Genomic DNA, 17,816 nt, shown 5'->3' on the forward strand with positions numbered 1-17,816 from the left:
TTTTATTTAAAAGCAATAATTTAGCTAAAAATAATAAATTGATGAATACAGAAGCAGAAAAAAGAAGTTTACTTTTAGAAATGATTACCCTCGCCACTGTAGACGGACATTTGCACAAACGTGAGCTTGAATTTTTAAGGCTTGTAGCTTTGGAATTGAGTATTAGCGAAGAAGAATTTCAAGATTTATTTCATCAGGAAACAAAATCACTGCCAATACCATCTGAAATTCAGCGTATCAATCAGTTTTACAGATTGGCTTTATTAATGCATTGTGATGGTGTTTTGCACGAAAGAGAATTTCAAGCCATTCAGCAAATTGCTTTACAAATGGGATTAAATCTTTCTGCGGTAAAACGTGTTTTAGAAATGATGAAAAAATCTCCCAATACAGTAATTAATCCAATAGTATTGTTGGAAATTTTTAAGGAACAGCATAACTAAGCCAGCTGTTCCTGTAGTTTTTTAATTTCGTCACGAAGTTTGGCAGCTTGCAAAAAGTCTAACTCTTTAGCCGCTTTTTCCATTGTTTTGCGCTTTTCGCGAATCATTTTCTCTAATTCTGTTTTAGACAAATAAGCCGTTTCAGGCTCAGCCGCAACAGGAATCTGATGTCCTAATTCGTATTCAACCAACGGATTTTTAGTAAACGCGCTTTCGATTTTTTTGTTTAGTGCCTGCGGAACAATATTGTTTTCTACGTTGAAATTAATCTGTTTTGTTCTTCTGTAATTGGTTTCGTCAATTGTTCTTTGCATGCTCGCCGTGATTTTATCAGCATACATAATGGCTTTACCATTTAAGTTTCGGGCCGCACGACCAATAGTTTGTGTCAAAGATCTGTGATTTCTCAAGAAACCTTCTTTGTCGGCATCTAAAATGGCAACAAGCGAAACTTCTGGTAAATCCAAACCTTCACGAAGTAAGTTTACACCAATAAGAACATCAAAAATACCTTTTCGTAAATCTTGCATGATTTCGATACGCTCTAAAGTGTCTACTTCAGAATGAATATAACGGCATCTGATGCTAACTTTGGTCAAATATTTGGCCAATTCTTCAGCCATTCTTTTAGTTAAAGTAGTAACCAAAACTCTTTCATCCAATTCACATCGAATCTGAATTTCCTCGATCAAATCATCAATCTGATTTAAACTTGGGCGAACTTCAATTTCTGGATCTAATAATCCGGTTGGACGAATGATTTGCTCAACATAAATACCATCTGATTTTTGCAATTCGTAATCGGCAGGAGTTGCTGAAACATAAATCACCTGATTTTGCAACGCTTCAAATTCTTCAAATTTCAACGGACGGTTGTCCATTGCGGCTGGCAAACGGAAACCATATTCAACCAAGTTTTCTTTACGGCTTCGGTCACCTCCATACATAGCATGAACTTGGGAAACGGTTACGTGACTTTCGTCTACAACCATTAAATAATCGCTTGGAAAATAATCTAAAAGGCAGAAAGGCCTTGTTCCAGCTTCACGTCCGTCAAGATATCTTGAGTAATTTTCAATTCCAGAACAATATCCCAATTCGCGTATCATTTCTAAATCAAAATTGGTTCTTTCTTCCAGACGTTTGGCTTCGAGATGTTTTCCTATTTCTTTAAAATAATCAACCTGTTTCACCAAATCCTGCTGAATCTGCCAAATGGCGCCTTGTAAAACTTCTGGAGAAGTCACAAACATGTTGGCTGGGTAAATGGTTAGTCTTTGGAATTTCTCAATTACATGAGAAGTTTTAGCATCAAATGATTCGATTTCTTCGATTTCATCTCCAAAGAAATGAATGCGATACGCATCATCGGCATAACTTGGATAAACTTCAACCGTGTCTCCTTTAATTCTAAAAGTTCCTGGGTTAAAATCGGCTTCTGTTCTGGCATATAAACTCTGAACTAAACTATGCAATAATTTAGTTCGTGAAATAACTTGGTCTCTTTTAATTTCAATTACGTTTTTCTGAAATTCGACAGGATTTCCAATACCATAAAGGCAAGAAACAGAAGCAACAACCAAAACGTCGCGACGACCAGAAAGTAGAGAAGAAGTAGTGCTCAAACGCATTTTTTCCAGTTCTTCATTGATAGATAAATCTTTCTCAATGAAAACTCCCGTTACAGGCATAAAAGCTTCTGGCTGATAATAGTCGTAGTATGAAACGAAATATTCAACAGCATTGTTTGGAAAAAACTGCTTGAATTCTGAATACAATTGCGCTGCCAAAGTTTTATTGTGCGCCAGAACTAAAGTCGGTCTTTGCACTTCCTGAATTACATTGGCCACGGTAAAAGTTTTTCCCGAACCCGTAACTCCCAATAAAGTTTGATATTTATCTCCGTCAACCACGCCTTGTGCCAATTTTTGTATGGCTTGAGGCTGATCTCCTTTTGGACTATATTCTGAGGAAACTTGAAATTTCATTTGCGTATACTGAAAATTTGGTTTTGTAAAGATACGAAGTTTGTGTAAGTAAGTAGTTTAAAGTCTGTTCCGAATTGTACTAATTTGCACTAATTTTTAGTTTCCTAGTCAAATACAAATTCGTGGAAATTCGTGTAATTCGTGGCGTAAAAAATCTTATTCTAAAAAATTAGTTACCGCATCGTTTACAATCTTTGGCTGATCGATAGTTAGAAAATGACCTGCATCTTTGATGATTTTAGTTTCGCTTTTTGATAAAAGTTTCTGTGCTCTTTCTAAACTTTCTTCGGAATTAATAACGTCTTTATCGCCAATTAAAACCAAAACAGGATTTTGAATAGATTCTAATTCTTTATCTGAAAAAGGTATCATTTTGAGCATGCTGGAATTTGATTTTGCATATTTATTGGCCAAATAAAATTGTCTTTTGTAAATACGGCTTATATTTTCTGGATGAGTTGAAAAAGTATTTAATGTTTTGCTGAATTTCTTTTCACTTGGAAAAAGTTTCAGCATTAATGCCGAAGTTGTTTTTCTGGGTTTATCAAGAAATTTGAAAGTCTGCGCAGGACTTAATAAAACAATTTTATCAATTGAATTTGGTTTTTGAACAGCTAATAATGTCGCTATCCAACCGCCTCGTGAAGCGCCAATAATATCAAATTTCTTTAATTTATAGTACGCAAAAACTTCGTTGTAAAAAGCAACAATATCATCTGATGAAAGCGGTTTTGCAGTTAAGTTGGATTTATTGGGTTCCATTATAAAATCGATAGCGTAAATACGATGATTTTTAGCAAAAGCTTGAATGTTGGGATACCACATAGTCGAGCTGGCATCCATTCCGTGAAGTAAAACCAGATCTTTTCCGTTTTTTGGCCCAGTCATTATTACATGTGCTGTTCCGAAACTTGTTTTTACATCTTCTTCGGTGTAAGGTATGTTCCAAAGTTTCAACGCTTTATCATAAGCAGTTTGATAATTTACTTCTTCACTTTTGGTTTTAAAAACGTAGTCTTCAAATTTTACTTTTTTTGAAGCACAACTTGTCACTAAAAAAAGTATAACGACTAATCGGGAATATAGTTTTAACATGGCAATAAAATTCAATTTTCAGCTTAAAGTTACGAGTAGAGTGGGCGAAAAGTGTATCAGAATTTTATTTTAAACTATCATAATTTTAAGATTTGTCGTTTTTGGAAGTCAGATAATAAATCTGAACAAACGCTAAAATAGCATTCGGAATTATTACCGGCCAAAGCCATTGATTGAAATCTCGGTAATCGTTTAAAAAGATACCGTAAATAACAAAACAGATGCAGCCAAACATATTAATAAATCGGATTGCTCTGAGGTTTTTCAGCAAAAATCCTCCAACAATAAATACAGATGCGAGATAACCAATATATTCTGCCATGATGTTGATTTTAAATAGTTTACAATAAATGTACTTAAAGTAAATTATAAAATCAAGGTTTTAGCATTGGAAATCAGTGTTTTAAAAGAATTGTTTTTGAGATTGCGGATTTTCTAAAAAGCTCCAAGCCACAATACGACTCGTTTTTTGTCCTTGAGACATTTCAATTGTTTTAACCGAAAGGGCATTTACTTTTTTCAAAGTTTTATAAATTGATGGAAGATTTTCTTTTTTAGAAACTAAAGTTGTAAACCATAAAACCTGAGAAGGATATTTGGCACTTTCGTAAATCATTTGTGTGATGAATCCGATTTCGCCGCCGTTACACCATAATTCTGCATTTTGTCCGCCAAAGTTTAAAACTGGATTTGTATTTCTTTTTTCTTTGGGATTTAAATTCGAAACTTTTCTAGAAGTGCTTTTATTCGCTTCTTCGGCAGATGCATGAAAAGGCGGATTACACATCGTGAATGTAAAACGATCTTCGGGCGTGATAATGTTTTTAAAGATAAATCGAGGTTCGGTTTGCTGTTGTAAACTTATTGAATCGATTAATTCTGGATTGGCTTCAATAATTTTCGCACAATTTTCAATAGATTTTTGTTCAATATCTGTTCCAACAAAACTCCAATTATAGATAGAATTCCCTAATATCGGATAGATTAAATTTGAACCTGTTCCGATATCTAATCCTAAAACAGTGCTGGTTTCTGGAATTTGATTGTTATTGCTTTCAGCCAATAAATCGGCTATGTAATGAATATAATCGGCACGTCCTGGAATTGGCGGGCAAAGATAGTTTTTAGGAATATCCCAGTTTTGAATATTGTAATAGGTTTGTAATAAAGCTTTGTTTAAAGTTTTTACAGCAAGCGGATTACTGAAATCAATGGTTTCGATTCCGTGTTTATTGATGGAAACAAAAGCTTTTAATTCTGGACAATTTGAAATCAGTTTTTCGAAATCATATCGGTCTCGATGAAGATTTCTTGGGTGTAAATTGCTTTTTTCGGAATTGTCGTTTGTTTTCATTTTCATTGATTTCGTGTGCAAAGATAGGTATTCCTTTTTTGGAAATGATTTTAGGAAATTCCCATTAATCCGATTGCCCAAATCCGTTGTAGTAGCTGTTAGTAACAGTTACTTAAATTCCTCTGTAAAACTATCATCCCATTTAAAACCATTTATTACCCAGCCATTATTATTTTTATAATATGTGAAAATTAATCTTAATGCTGTAGTCTCATACTTAACCAGATAAGTTTCTCTGAATGCAGTTTCTTTAATATTTTGTTCTGAAACCTTAACTATTTGTTCAGATTTACCAAATCGTTCTGCAACTAAATTCAGCGATTGAATTGTTTTGGATTCTAAATTATCAATTTCATTCTCTGGTAAAGGCCAATAAGTCTTAATTTTTATAAAAGCTTCATTGATTTTATTTTCTTTGAAAAGTTGAGCAACTTCTTTCGAAATTAATTTTGCATTTTCGACATCTTTTAAATATTCGCTCTGTGCAGAACTTTGCAATGTAAAAAGTATTATAATGGCTGAAAAGGTCATTTTAATTAAGGTCATTTTTTTTGATATTTTTTTGGTTAGTTAGTGTTTTTTTTTTTGCTTTTATAATGAATCGTTTGTTTAATTGTAATAGTTGCTAAACATCCCGTTAATACAGCGGGTTTGAGACTAAAATTAAGTCTATTGCGCAATGCGTTGTAGTATAGCTGTTAGGAGACGCTTTTATTTCCAGAATTGCCAAGGTTTTTTGTTATTCTTTTTCTGCCAATCTTTAAAGCGTTTATCTATTACAAGCCTCACTTTTTCGTAGTTTTCCCAACTGTTTTTATATTCATAAATGCTATCATGATTTGAATCTAATGTGTTTACGTAATCTTCAAAATATTTGTCTGATGAATAATAATCCTCGGTGAATTTTAGTCCTATTTCATTCAAATCTTCTGCCCAAAACTTTCCATCACAACATTTAATCAGGAAATCACGACCAGTAATTTTTTTGGCTTTTACATTTTCTAATAAGATAGCTGATTCCGTCATGTGGATATCGCCAATTAAATTGTTCTCAATTATCCAATTTAAATACATTCCAATATGAGTTCCTCCATTTTCAAGAGGAACATTTTCAGGGAAATCTTCTGTTTGATGCCAATCTATTCTGTCGATACTTGCCATTTACAATGGTGTGTTAAAATGTCGCCTAACGTGAGTTTTGTGTTCGGTCAGTCAAAAATATCGCATAACTAGTATATATATGACAAAAACATACAAAGCCACCCAACGTCACGCATATATGTATGATTATTGGTAATGTTTTAATTAAATCAAATATATAAACAATCTTTTTATTACAAATTTTTAAAAGAAATCTTTTGCTTGTTTTAATTTTTTTGATCTTGTTTGGAGTAAATTAATATTGATTTATGACAAAAAAACTATTTACGAGGCTTCGACATTAAGAAATTTAAGAAGACAAATTAGTCAAAACATTCCATTAAAAGCAAATCGCCTTCACGATGTGTAATGGTTACGATTCCATCTTTTTCGACCGAATTACTACTTCCGGTTCTGTAGCCCATTGTGAGCGTATCGTTGTTTAATTCGTATTTTAAATTTGTTGAAGAAATTCCGTTTACAGCACCAATCGGAATTAACGAAATAGGTGTTTTTGCGGTATACCATTTTTCAAATTTTGTCGGCAGCAGGAATATTTTGGAATGATCGTCGAGAATTACAATTTTGAGCAAATCTCGGTAACGAACAATTTGTGTTAAATTCGTAATGGTATGATCGGCACGTCTTCCAGTTGCCCAAACGACATTTACGGCGGGAATTTTTCTTTCGATAAGATAATCAAAAGCTTTCTCCAAATCGGTTTTGTCTTGATCAGGAGTATGAACAATTTCTATCGGGAATTGTGATTTGTAAATTTCAGGATCGAACCCACGGTCAAAATCACCTAATAAAACGTCAACTTTTATGCCTAGTTCAATCACTCTTTCAATAGCCGAATCTAAAACGACAACCAACGGAGACCATTCTAACAATTGTCCTAATAATTCTGGATCGCAGGCTGCGCCATTTGCAATTATTAAAGCAGGTTCTTGATCGTCGCGAACTATATGATGTGATGACATGTATGTTTTTTTGAATGTGTTGCAAAGGTAATGTTTACAATCTAGAATCAGAAATCTAGCAGTCTTCTGTGGTAAATGATTTGTCCTAGATGATATGCTAAATGTGTTGAAAGATGAATTAAGAAAAATCCAGTTGTCATTTCTTTTTCGAAAACGATCTGTGGATAAATAGCTTCTAAATCAGTTTCTGTCAAATTATCAAGAGTATTGTTTACAACTGAAATTGTAGCTTCGATTTTCTGAATTAATTCTGATTTCGGAATGTCTTTTAAAGAAAATTCTAAAGGACGATTTCTAATATATCCAGTTTTGCCAATTTCTGCTCCAATATAAGTGTTTAGATTTCCAATTAAATGAAGACAGAGATTTCCAGCAGAATTAGAAATATTTTTATCGATTGTCCAAATTGAATTTTCATTTTGATAAGATTCAATTTCGCTTTTTAGTTTGTTTAAATCTCGATTAAAAAGTGTTTTTAGCGTTTCTAGTATCATAATTAATGTCTGTTTTTTATCGGAATCCAAATTTCTTCTTCAGAAGTTGGATCCTCTTTTTTATATTTTTCATTCATTACAGCAAAATGGGGTCTGTTGTCTACCGTATAGTCGGAATTTGGAAGCCAGTCTGCAAAAATATAATGGTAGGTTTTATGTCCTTCTGAAGCAGGTCCCAAGTGAAGGAAAACGGCATAAAGGCCTTCAGGAACAATTAGGGTTTGCATTCCTTCAGGAATAGTTGAATGATCTGTGACTTCTACAGCAGCCCATTTTTGAAAACTGTCATTAGGATCAAAATCATCAAAATGGTTTTCTCCATAAACTTCTAAAGAATATAAATTGGCATTAATGGTATTTTTAATTTCTTTTCGATTTGGCATAAAACCATTCCATAATTGAAAAGTTTTATTCTCGATAAAAGACATTTCTAAAAAATGGCCAACGAGTTTTTTTTCGTTTAAGGTTCTGATTATGGGTTTCATAATTATTCGATTTTGTACTTTTTTGTACTGGTTTCACTTAATGAGAAATAACCTAGTGGATAATTGTCTTTATTAGTTACATTGATCATGTTTCCTTTTACAGTTGCAGGAGGGGACTGAAATGGTCCTCCAATATTGCTTCCGGCAATACTGACCAGAATATTCATATAATTGTAGTATTGTTTTGAGATGCCATAATGTGTTATCTCGATTTCATTTCCAATTTGTAAATCTTCATCATCAGAAAGGCTGAAAAATTCGTTGCCATTAAAAAATTTATCCTCATCTACATAATAGATTGATTTGACTTTATTAGGGTATAAATATTTGTATAAATAAAAATTATTTGCATCAGCAGGATCATTATAAAAGGCTTTAATTTCGATATCTTTCCCTGTAAAACCACCTTCGTTATTTTGATCTATTCGGGTAATGGGTGCTATTGATTTTAAAGTTTCGGTTCCGATATATCTATTTCCTCTGCTAATTACGGTTAGCGTATATTGTTCATCAATGACTGGCTTAAAATTAGTGCATTCGTATTGTCCTGTCTTTTTAATTTCGATAAAATTAAATTTCTCTTTTTGACTATTTTCTATATAAATAATTGCATTAGATACAGTTGGGATTACGTTTTCAAAATAACCAGTAGTTGTGGTTAGCTTAATTGTCTGTTCATTTCCTGCTGTTCCCTTTTCCCAATTAATAGCAGCCTCAATTACTAATTTTGGAGGCGCTGTATCCAAATCAACATCAACGACCTCTTCACAGCTTGCAAAGATTAGAGGTGTGAAAAACATGATTGCAAAAACTAATTTTTTCATAGCTATATTTCTAGTTTTTAAACTGATTTTTTAGAATTTGAAATTATAACTCACTGCAGGGACAATCCCGAAGATAGAAGTTTTAATGGCTTCATTCATACCTGTATCTGTATTTTGGCGAAAATTAATTGAGGCAGCATTCATACGATTGTACAAATTGTAAATGCTGAAAACCCATTCGCCTTTCCAATTTCGATCTTTGTTTTTGCTCGGAGTTAAGGTTGCAGAAATATCTAAATGATGATAGGCAGGAAGTCTATTTTCATTTCTTAAACCATAACTTGGCACCGTAATTCCTAAATATTCATATTGGCCATTAGGATAACTAACTGGCTGTCCTGATTGTAAAGTAAAGTTAGCACCAAAAGACCATTTCTCGTTTAAGTTGTAAGCAGATGTAATGGCAAGATTATGTGTCTTATCATAAGCAGAAGCATACCACTGACCATTATTAATTCCTGTTTCTTCGGGAGTTCTTCCGGGTGTCTGTTGTTCTGATTTGGAAATCGTGTACGAAATCCATCCGTTGAATTTGCCCTTGTTTTTCTTAATCATTAGCTCTAAACCATACGAACGCATATGGCCATTTAGAATGACTTGTTCGATTGCGTTGTTAGCTATTAAATCGGCTCCATCTATATAATCTAACCTATTTTGTATTTTCTTATAGTACGTTTCTACTTCTACGGAATAGGCATTATTATACATATTTCTAAAATAACCCAAAGCCACCTGATCTGCAAGCTGAGGTTTTATATAATTGTCACTCGGCATCCAAACATCTAAAGGGGTAGGAGAGGAAGTGTTTGAAATTAACTGAAGATATTGAGCCATTCTATTATAACTCGCTTTTATAGATTGATCATCATTTAATTGATAAGAAATAGAAAAACGAGGCTCAAGATTACCATAACTTTGAATGACTTTATTTTTACCAAAATACTGCGTTGAAGTTGGTGTTCCTTTTTCGTAAATCTGCATATTACTATTGAAAACAACTGCTTGATTATTATCATAATAATTAATAGTAGAAGCGCCTAATCTATAAAATAAGCTGTATCGTAATCCGTATGCGACAGTAATTTTTTTAGAAAGCCGACTTTCTGCATCCAAATAAACCGAAGGTTCAAAAGCATACTTTTTATCCAATTGATCCGGATTGATTCCTGAATCTTCGCCAGTTGGTTTAATTGTTCCAGGGTTAAATTGATAATAGATTCCGTTTACGCCATAATTCAGTTTTAATTTATCTGAAAGATAATGTTTGAAATCATATTTGATATTATAGTTTTTAATGCCAGAATCCCAGTTGAATCCAACAAAATCAAGGTCTAAACCATAATAATAATCGCTGTAAATTAAAGAAAGATTGGAGAATAATTTATCAGAATACAAATGGTTCCATCTGAAATTTAAAGTAGAATTTCCGTAAGTGTTAGTGAAGCTTTTATTTAATCTGAAAACATCGCGCCCAAAATAACCTGATAAATAAAGACTGTTATTATCGTTGAGTTTATAGCTTAATTTGGTGTTTAAGTCGTAAAAATAGGCTGAATTATTTTTATTATCTTCTGAGAGTTTTAAAAAAAGGTGTGCGTAAGAAGCTCTTCCTCCAATTAAAAAAGAACCTTTGTCTTTTGCAATCGGACCTTCAGCAAGCAGACGGCTTGATATTAAGCCAATTCCGCCATTCATATGAAAACCTTTACTGCTTCCGTCTTTTTGATAGATTTCTAAAACCGAAGACGCTCTGCCACCGTAGCGTGCAGGAATTCCACCTTTATACAATTTAAGATCTTTAATGGCATCGGGATTAAAAACAGAAAAGAATCCGAAGACGTGAGAAGAATTAAAAATTGTGGCTTCGTCCAAAAGAATCAAATTCTGATCGGCACCGCCTCCTCGGACATTAAATCCTGAAGCACCTTCGCCTGCATTGGTTACGCCCGGGAGCAATAAAATCGATTTTATAACATCGACTTCTCCTAGAACCACAGGCATTTTTTTTATGGTTGAAATAGAGAGTTTATTTACGCTCATTTCTGGCGATTTGATGTTTGTCTTACCTTTGTTTTCTGTAATAATGACTTCTTGAAGCTCTTCGCCACCTTCTTTAATCGAGAAATTGCTTTTTGAATTCTGATTTAAAATAATGGTTTTTTGAATGGTTTGATAACCGGTATAACTGATTTCAATTTCATATTCTCCTTTAGGAACAGAAAGCGAGTAAAATCCGTATTCGTTTGTTGTGGTTCCAATTTTTAGTGATGGAATATAAATAGCAACTCCAATTAGAGTTTCGTTATTTCGGCTGTCAGTAATAGTTCCGCTTAGAGTGAATTTTTCCTGCGCAAATGAGGTTAAAATCGTAAGAATAAAAAGAAAAAATGTGCAGGTATTTTTTGTAATCATTATATTGATTTTGATTTACATAGTTAACAAATTCTTACTACATATTCTTACGGAATTTTTGTTAAACATAAGTTAAGATAAAAAAAGGACAACCTTGCGAGTTGTCCTTTTTGATTATCTAAAAATACAGATGTATTTTGAATTATTTGATTTTAGCAACAATAGCGTTGAATGTTTCACTTGGACGCATTGCTTTGCTTACCAATTCTGGTGTTGGCTGGTAGTAGCCTCCAATGTTCTGAGGTTTACCTTGAGCACCAATTAATTCTGCATCAATTTTAGCTTCGTTAGCTTCAAATTCAGCAGCAATTGGAGTAAAGATAGCTTTTAATTCAGCATCTTTAGTTTGAGCAGCCAAAGCTTGAGCCCAATAGAATGCTAAATAGAAGTGAGAACCTCTGTTGTCAATCTGACCAACTTTACGAGCTGGAGATTTATCATTTGCTAAGAATTTATCGTTTGCTTGGTCTAAAGTTTCAGATAAAACAATTGCTTTAGAATTGTCTAAAGTTTGTCCTAAATGCTCTAAAGAAGCGCCAAGAGCTAAAAACTCTCCTAATGAATCCCAACGTAAGTATCCTTCTTCTGTAAATTGCTCAACATGTTTAGGCGCAGAACCTCCAGCACCAGTTTCGAACAATCCACCACCATTCATTAAAGGAACGATAGAAAGCATTTTTGCAGAAGTTCCTAATTCTAAGATTGGGAATAAATCTGTTAAGTAGTCACGTAAAACGTTTCCAGTTACAGAAATAGTATCTAAACCTTTGATGATTCTGTCTAGAGTAAATTCAGTTGCAGCAACTGGGTTTAAAATACGGATATCTAAGTTTGTAGTATCGTAGTCTTTAAGGTATTTTTGAACTTTTACGATCAATTCTCTATCGTGTGCTCTATTTTCGTCTAACCAGAAAACAGCAGGAGTACTAGATAAACGAGCTCTGTTTACAGCCAATTTAACCCAGTCCTGAATAGGAGCGTCTTTTGCCTGACACATTCTGAAAATGTCATTAGCTTCAACGTTTTGCTCCATTAAAACATTTCCGTTTGCATCAACAACACGAACAACACCATCACCTTTAATTTGGAAAGTTTTGTCGTGAGATCCGTATTCTTCAGCTTTTTGAGCCATTAATCCAACGTTAGGAACACTTCCCATTGTTTTTGGATCAAAAGCACCGTGTTTTTTACAGAAATCGATAGTTGCAGTATAAACTCCAGCGTAAGAACGGTCTGGAATAACAGCAAATGTATCTTGTGCTTTTCCTTTTTTGTTCCACATTTGTCCAGAAGTACGGATCATTGCTGGCATAGAAGCATCAACAATTACGTCAGATGGAACATGTAAGTTTGTAATTCCTTTATCAGAATTAACCATTGCAAGAGCTGGTCCGTTTGCGATTGCCTGATCGATAGCAGCTTCAACTTCTGCCTGCTCAGGTCTTCCAGCAATTTTAGCGTAGATATCACCTAAACCGTTTCTTGTGTCAACGTTTAATTCAGCAAATAAAGAAGCGTATTTTTTGAAAACATCTGCAAAATATACTTCAACGATAGCACCAAAGATAATTGGGTCAGAAACTTTCATCATTGTAGCTTTTAAGTGCACAGAAAGTAAAACTCCTGCAGCTTTAGCTTCAGCGATAACATCAGCAGCAAAAGCTTTCAATTTGCTTACGCTTAAAACAGAGCTATCAATAATTTCACCAGCTTTTAAAGGAGTGCTTGCTTTAAGAACAGTTGTAGTTCCGTCTTTAGCAACAAATTCGATTTTTACATCGTTTGCTTCGTTTACAGTTAATGATTTTTCACTTCCGTAAAAATCACCGCTTGACATAGAAGCCACTTTAGTTTTTGAGTCAGCAGACCAAGCACCCATTGAGTGCGGATTTGCTTTTGCAAAGTTTTTAACTGCTCTTGGAGCTCTACGGTCAGAGTTTCCTTCACGTAAAACTGGGTTTACAGCAGAACCTAAAACTTTTGCATATTTTGCTTTAATTTCCTTTTCAGCATCGTTTTGTGGATCTTCTGGGAAATTTGGTACGTTGTATCCGTGCGATTGTAATTCAGCAATAGCCGCTTTTAATTGCGGTACAGATGCTGAAATGTTTGGTAATTTGATAATGTTTGCTTCTGGCTGAGTTGCTAATTGGCCTAATTCTGCCAATGCATCTCCAGTTTTTTGAGCATCTGTCAAAGAATCTGGGAAGTTTGATAAAATTCTTCCTGCCAGCGAAATATCTCTGGTTTCGATTTCAATTCCAGCTGTTGCTGTAAAAGCTTGAACAATTGGTAACAAAGAGTACGTTGCCAATAGAGGCGCCTCATCAGTTAAGGTGTAAAAAATTTTTGATTTATTCATTTTCTTTTTTTTTTATAATCGTATCGTCAGGAGTTAACGATGTAAAAGATATATTCGGCTCAAAATGAGCGGAGCAAATATAATAAAATCACAACGAAATCGGTTGAGTTTTGAAGAGAAATGATGAAATTAACAGATTGTTATTTCGAGCTCTTTAAATTGCTAAATCGATGATTTTGGTATTAAAAAATTACAGTTTTGATAGTGATGAAAATAGAACATAAAAAAAACTCGTTTCAAGCAGTATGAAACGAGTTTTTTATAACATTTTGATAAATGATTATCTTCTTTTATCTTTAATCTTAGCTTTTTTACCAGTAAGTTGTCTGAAGTAGAAAATTCTAGCTCTACGTACAGCACCTTTCTTGTTAACTTCGATTTTTTGTAAAGCTGGTAAGTTTACTGGGAAGATACGCTCTACACCAACAGATCCAGACATTTTACGGATAGTAAAAGTTTCTGTAACACCAGAACCTCTTCTTTGAATCACAACTCCTTTAAAGAACTGAGTTCTTGTTTTTTCACCCTCTTTAATTTCGTAGAAAACAGTGATTGTGTCTCCAGCTCCGAAATCTGGGAAATCTTTTTTAGCAACGAATTCGTCTTGAACGAATTTTAATAAATCTGCCATGATAATTTAAATTATGGTTTTATATTAGAACAACATTCACGGATCTCGCCAGAGGTTGGTCAAATTCGGGTGCAAATGTAAAAAATAATTATAAATTATGAATTATAAATTGTAAATTATTTTAACTTGTTGATAAAAAGGTTTTTATATTGTGGTTTAGGTTAAGTAATAGTCTCAGTTTTCAGTCTCAGTCTCAGTTACTGAACACTGAGACTGAAAACTAAAATCTTACTTCGGCTGTTGCTGTGTAACGCAATGAATCATCCCTCCGTTTGCATATAAATTACGAACATCAATGCCAATTACTTTTCGGGTAGGGTACAAACTTTGAATCAGCTGATTGGCCACAACGTCATTGGGATCATTATAATTTGGAACCAGAACAACAGTGTTTCCAATATAAAAGTTTACATAAGGACCTTTATAGCCTAAGTTTTTACCGTAAGTTGTTACAACATTATTTTTAGACAATGGCAATTTTAAGAAAGTATAATTTTTGCCGTTTTTATCTTTCGAATTGTATAAAGTACTAATATCATTTTGAGGAACTTCCCAATACAATAAATCATTTTCATTCATGGTTACAATGGTGTTTTTATTGCCAAAACGGGCAAAACCATCAATATGCATATCGGTAATTTCCCTTCCTGCTTTGCCGTCTAGCCAAATAAAATGAGTCGTTCCAAGGTATTTTTTAAAATTTGCTTCGGCTTGCTCTTGCGTCATTGAAGGGTTTCGATTGGAATTTAATATTGAACTTTTGGTAGCCATTAAAGTACCGTTTCCGTCTATTTCTACAGCTCCTCCTTCATTAATCATTGTTTTGTTTAAATCTACAATCGAAATTTTTTGATCTGAAGCGATTTGGGAAGGAATCATGTCGCAATTTTGAAAAGCTGCTTTTTTGCCCCAACCATTAAATCCCCAATCTTGAATAACCAATTGATTGTTTTTGTCTTTTACATAAATTGGCCCATTATCTCTTACCCAAACATCATCGGTTTTATAAATTTTAAATTCAATAGAAGATAGTGAAATTCCTGATTCTTGCAATAAAGCTTCAATTCTGTTTTTTTCAGTAGAGTCATAAGCGACAATAAAAACTTTTTCACTTGTTATTAGTGATTTAGTCATGGCAATCCAAGTTGCGTCTAAATCGTTTCTGTAATCAGTTCCATATTGATATTGATGTGGCCATTGAAGCCAAGTTCCTTCATGTGGAGCCGATTCTTCTGGCATAGTATACATAACTTCGGTATTTTCTATTTTATCTATAATTGTATTCATTTCATCCCCTTGACAAGAAGAGATTAGAGGAATTAATAATAATGTAAAAAAAAGTTTTTTCATCTTAGTTGATTTGTTTTTAAATATTTAGTGCCTTTTTGTACCGATAACTTGACGGGACAAATTTATTTCTAAATAGTAATTGAGAAGTTGTCCAAAATGGACAATTTAAATAAGAGGAATATAAATAGCGGTAAGATAATCTGCTGGTGTATTGCTATTTGAATCGTTTTTTATGTATTGTTCAATAACTGGTAAATGAGATATTTCAAAATCATTACGAAGAAACCATCCGCCAAAAATTTGCTGATAAGTGTCTTCCAGCGTTTCGTAACTTCCGTGATGAAAAAAACGGGCATATTTGCTTCCAAAAAGCTTTTTTATTGGAAGATTTTTGATAATAGCTTCGGTAACGATGCAGGCTTCATACGTGCATTTTGATTTTTCGGTAATTATAATATCGTCTGTAATAATGCCAAAGTAATCTGAAATGGGTTCGGTAATTTCATTTTCCAATAAAGAATCCCAAAGCGTTTCTATTTCGGGATTAATGTATGAGGTTTTGCAACTGGAATAATATGCCGTTATTTCGGGAACAAAAACAATTTCTGGTTCTGAAATGCAAGCAATAAATTCTTTTGGATGAAAATCATTTAACAGAAATTCTTTTTGATTTCGTGCCGCAGAAGGCGGACAATTAAAGTGTTTTTTGAAAGCTTTAGAAAAAGATTGTACATCTGCAAAGCCCACTTCAAGTGCAATATCAGAAATTTGTTTATTAGAATATAAAAGCTTTTTATGTCCATTTTCGACTTTCAGACGAGTCTGATAAGCGCCAATAGTTTCTTGAAACAAAGAATAAAAAACACGTTGTAAATTTCTATAAGAATAGCTAGAGATATCTTCAAGAGCATTTATTGAGATAATTTGATTGTAATTTGTCTCAATATAATTGCGAGTATTATAAATTCGTTTTAGATTCATTTTTTTTAGTTTTCAGTCTCAGTTTTATCGGGCTGAATACTGCGACTGAAAACTGACCACTTTTTTAGTGTCCTTCTAGTAAATCTGGACGTCTATTTTTAGTATGTTCGTACGCTTTATCTTCACGCCATTTGTCTATTTTGGCCGCATGTCCACTTGTTAGAACTTCAGGAACTTTCCATCCTTTATAGTCTGCAGGCCTTGTGTAAATTGGACCTGATAATAAATTGTCCTGAAAACTATCTGTTAATGCTGAGGTTTCGTCACTTAAAACACCTGGAATTAATCGGATTAAGGCATCAGATAAGACTATGGCTCCCAATTCTCCTCCTGATAAAACATAATCTCCAATTGAGATTTCTTTTGTGATGAAATGATCTCTAACTCTTTGATCAACACCTTTATAATGTCCGCATAAAATGATAATGTTTTCATACATCGACATTTTATTAGCCATTTTTTGGTTTAAAGTTTCACCGTCAGGCGACATATAAATTACTTCATCGTATTCGCGTTGGCTTTTCAAATGTGTAATGCAGTCATCTATAGGCTGAATTGTCATTACCATTCCCGCACCTCCGCCAAAAGGATAATCATCTACACTTTTCTGTCTGTTGGTGCTATAATCGCGAAGGTTGTGAAAATGCACTTCGACCAAACCTTTATCGATGGCGCGTTTCATAATGGAAGCCTCAAACGGACTTTTTAATAATTCAGGTAAAAGAGTAATAATGTCAATTCGCATTTCTATTCAATGAGTTTTCTTGCTGACAAAGATACGAAGTTAAAACTTGTCAATTTCTAAAGATTTGTCTATGTACTATTTTAATACGTATGATTTATCCTAATTAAATATAATGATTTGATCAAAATTAATGTAATGTTAAGATTTCGGAAAGGTCATTTTGTTGAAATTCAATTAAGTTTGCAGCGACTTAAACCCAAAAAAAATATAAAGTATCAACTTATGAAAAAAACTTTGCTTTTAATGGCATTTTTTGCATTGATGAGCTCTTGTTCAAATGCAAGTAAAGCTCATGATAAATGGATAGGCGAATCTAAGCAAAAACTTGTGAAGGACTGGGGATTTCCAGTTAGAATATTCAAATATGATCAAGATAACGAAGTGTTTCTTTACGCAGATCAGATTTTTACTGATAAAGATGATTCTGGTATTGCAGGCCCATATTACTGGAGATACAGTTATATGTATGTAAATAAAGAAGGGAAAATTTTTTCATGGCGTAATGAAAATCAAAAGTTTCCGCCTCAAGAAGTTGATTTTGAAAAAGTTGTAGGTTTGAATGCTCAGAGGGTAAAATAAATTAACTTTA

18 protein-coding genes are annotated in these 17,816 nt (G+C 33.5%); 2 read left to right on the forward strand and 16 right to left on the reverse strand.

Features of this window, described 5'->3' with window-relative positions:
* The first annotated feature begins 41 nt into the window (after window positions 1–41).
* Window positions 42–443: a TerB family tellurite resistance protein gene (locus tag DM397_RS12585; RefSeq protein ID WP_111377873.1), complete on the forward strand. Its 402-nt coding sequence runs from the start codon at window positions 42–44 to the stop codon at window positions 441–443.
* On the opposite strand, the gene uvrB is transcribed toward DM397_RS12585, so the two are convergent.
* The 16 genes from uvrB to trmD form a co-directional block, all read right to left on the reverse strand.
* A complete protein-coding gene (gene uvrB, locus DM397_RS12590; RefSeq protein WP_111377874.1) occupies window positions 440–2,431 on the reverse strand; it encodes an excinuclease ABC subunit UvrB in 1,992 nt (663 codons plus the stop codon). The genes DM397_RS12585 and uvrB overlap by 4 nt on opposite strands.
* A gap of 156 nt (window positions 2,432–2,587) precedes the next feature.
* The gene (locus DM397_RS12595; protein ID WP_111377875.1) at window positions 2,588–3,526 is read right to left on the reverse strand and encodes an alpha/beta fold hydrolase; all 939 of its coding nucleotides are present in this window, start codon (window positions 3,524–3,526) and stop codon (window positions 2,588–2,590) included.
* Window positions 3,527–3,611: 85 nt separating this feature from the next.
* Complete coding sequence (locus tag DM397_RS12600) at window positions 3,612–3,848, reverse strand: uroporphyrinogen decarboxylase (RefSeq protein WP_111365373.1); 237 nt, start codon at window positions 3,846–3,848, stop codon at window positions 3,612–3,614.
* 81 nt (window positions 3,849–3,929) lie between these two features.
* A complete protein-coding gene (gene rlmF / locus DM397_RS12605; RefSeq protein WP_111377991.1) occupies window positions 3,930–4,880 on the reverse strand; it encodes a 23S rRNA (adenine(1618)-N(6))-methyltransferase RlmF in 951 nt (316 codons plus the stop codon).
* A gap of 108 nt (window positions 4,881–4,988) precedes the next feature.
* Window positions 4,989–5,426: a hypothetical protein gene (locus tag DM397_RS12610; protein ID WP_142479046.1), complete on the reverse strand. Its 438-nt coding sequence runs from the start codon at window positions 5,424–5,426 to the stop codon at window positions 4,989–4,991.
* 165 nt (window positions 5,427–5,591) lie between these two features.
* The gene (locus DM397_RS12615) at window positions 5,592–6,041 is read right to left on the reverse strand and encodes a DUF7832 domain-containing protein (RefSeq protein ID WP_111377877.1); all 450 of its coding nucleotides are present in this window, start codon (window positions 6,039–6,041) and stop codon (window positions 5,592–5,594) included.
* Window positions 6,042–6,343: 302 nt separating this feature from the next.
* Window positions 6,344–7,003 carry a thiamine diphosphokinase gene (locus DM397_RS12620; protein WP_111377878.1) on the reverse strand — a complete coding sequence of 220 codons (660 nt, stop codon included), beginning with the start codon at window positions 7,001–7,003 and terminating at the stop codon, window positions 6,344–6,346.
* Window positions 7,004–7,050: 47 nt separating this feature from the next.
* The gene (locus DM397_RS12625; protein ID WP_111377879.1) at window positions 7,051–7,497 is read right to left on the reverse strand and encodes a DinB family protein; all 447 of its coding nucleotides are present in this window, start codon (window positions 7,495–7,497) and stop codon (window positions 7,051–7,053) included.
* 2 nt (window positions 7,498–7,499) lie between these two features.
* Window positions 7,500–7,982 (reverse strand): GyrI-like domain-containing protein, encoded by a 483-nt coding sequence (locus DM397_RS12630; protein WP_111377880.1) that lies wholly within the window; start codon window positions 7,980–7,982, stop codon window positions 7,500–7,502.
* A gap of 2 nt (window positions 7,983–7,984) precedes the next feature.
* On the reverse strand, window positions 7,985–8,806 hold the full coding sequence (locus tag DM397_RS12635) for a DUF4249 domain-containing protein (RefSeq protein ID WP_111377881.1): 822 nt from the start codon (window positions 8,804–8,806) through the stop codon (window positions 7,985–7,987).
* 30 nt (window positions 8,807–8,836) lie between these two features.
* Window positions 8,837–11,218, reverse strand: coding sequence for a TonB-dependent receptor (locus tag DM397_RS12640; RefSeq protein ID WP_111377882.1), 2,382 nt, complete (start codon window positions 11,216–11,218; stop codon window positions 8,837–8,839).
* 142 nt (window positions 11,219–11,360) lie between these two features.
* The gene (locus tag DM397_RS12645) at window positions 11,361–13,580 is read right to left on the reverse strand and encodes an NADP-dependent isocitrate dehydrogenase (RefSeq protein ID WP_111377883.1); all 2,220 of its coding nucleotides are present in this window, start codon (window positions 13,578–13,580) and stop codon (window positions 11,361–11,363) included.
* 280 nt (window positions 13,581–13,860) lie between these two features.
* Entirely contained in the window at window positions 13,861–14,211 is a 351-nt protein-coding gene (gene rplS, locus DM397_RS12650; protein ID WP_008462155.1) for a 50S ribosomal protein L19, read from the reverse strand.
* A 228-nt stretch (window positions 14,212–14,439) separates the two neighbouring features.
* Window positions 14,440–15,561: an agmatine deiminase family protein gene (locus DM397_RS12655; RefSeq protein WP_111377884.1), complete on the reverse strand. Its 1,122-nt coding sequence runs from the start codon at window positions 15,559–15,561 to the stop codon at window positions 14,440–14,442.
* A 105-nt stretch (window positions 15,562–15,666) separates the two neighbouring features.
* Window positions 15,667–16,482 carry an AraC family transcriptional regulator gene (locus DM397_RS12660; RefSeq protein ID WP_111377885.1) on the reverse strand — a complete coding sequence of 272 codons (816 nt, stop codon included), beginning with the start codon at window positions 16,480–16,482 and terminating at the stop codon, window positions 15,667–15,669.
* A gap of 64 nt (window positions 16,483–16,546) precedes the next feature.
* Window positions 16,547–17,227: a tRNA (guanosine(37)-N1)-methyltransferase TrmD gene (trmD, locus tag DM397_RS12665; RefSeq protein WP_111377886.1), complete on the reverse strand. Its 681-nt coding sequence runs from the start codon at window positions 17,225–17,227 to the stop codon at window positions 16,547–16,549.
* Between the two features lie 222 nt (window positions 17,228–17,449).
* Between trmD and DM397_RS12670 the strand changes: the two genes are divergently transcribed.
* Window positions 17,450–17,806: a hypothetical protein gene (locus DM397_RS12670; protein WP_142479047.1), complete on the forward strand. Its 357-nt coding sequence runs from the start codon at window positions 17,450–17,452 to the stop codon at window positions 17,804–17,806.
* The last annotated feature ends 10 nt before the right edge of the window (window positions 17,807–17,816 follow it).

The sequence above is a fragment of the Flavobacterium nitrogenifigens genome, assembly GCF_003254565.1.
GTDB classification, from domain to species: domain Bacteria; phylum Bacteroidota; class Bacteroidia; order Flavobacteriales; family Flavobacteriaceae; genus Flavobacterium; species Flavobacterium nitrogenifigens.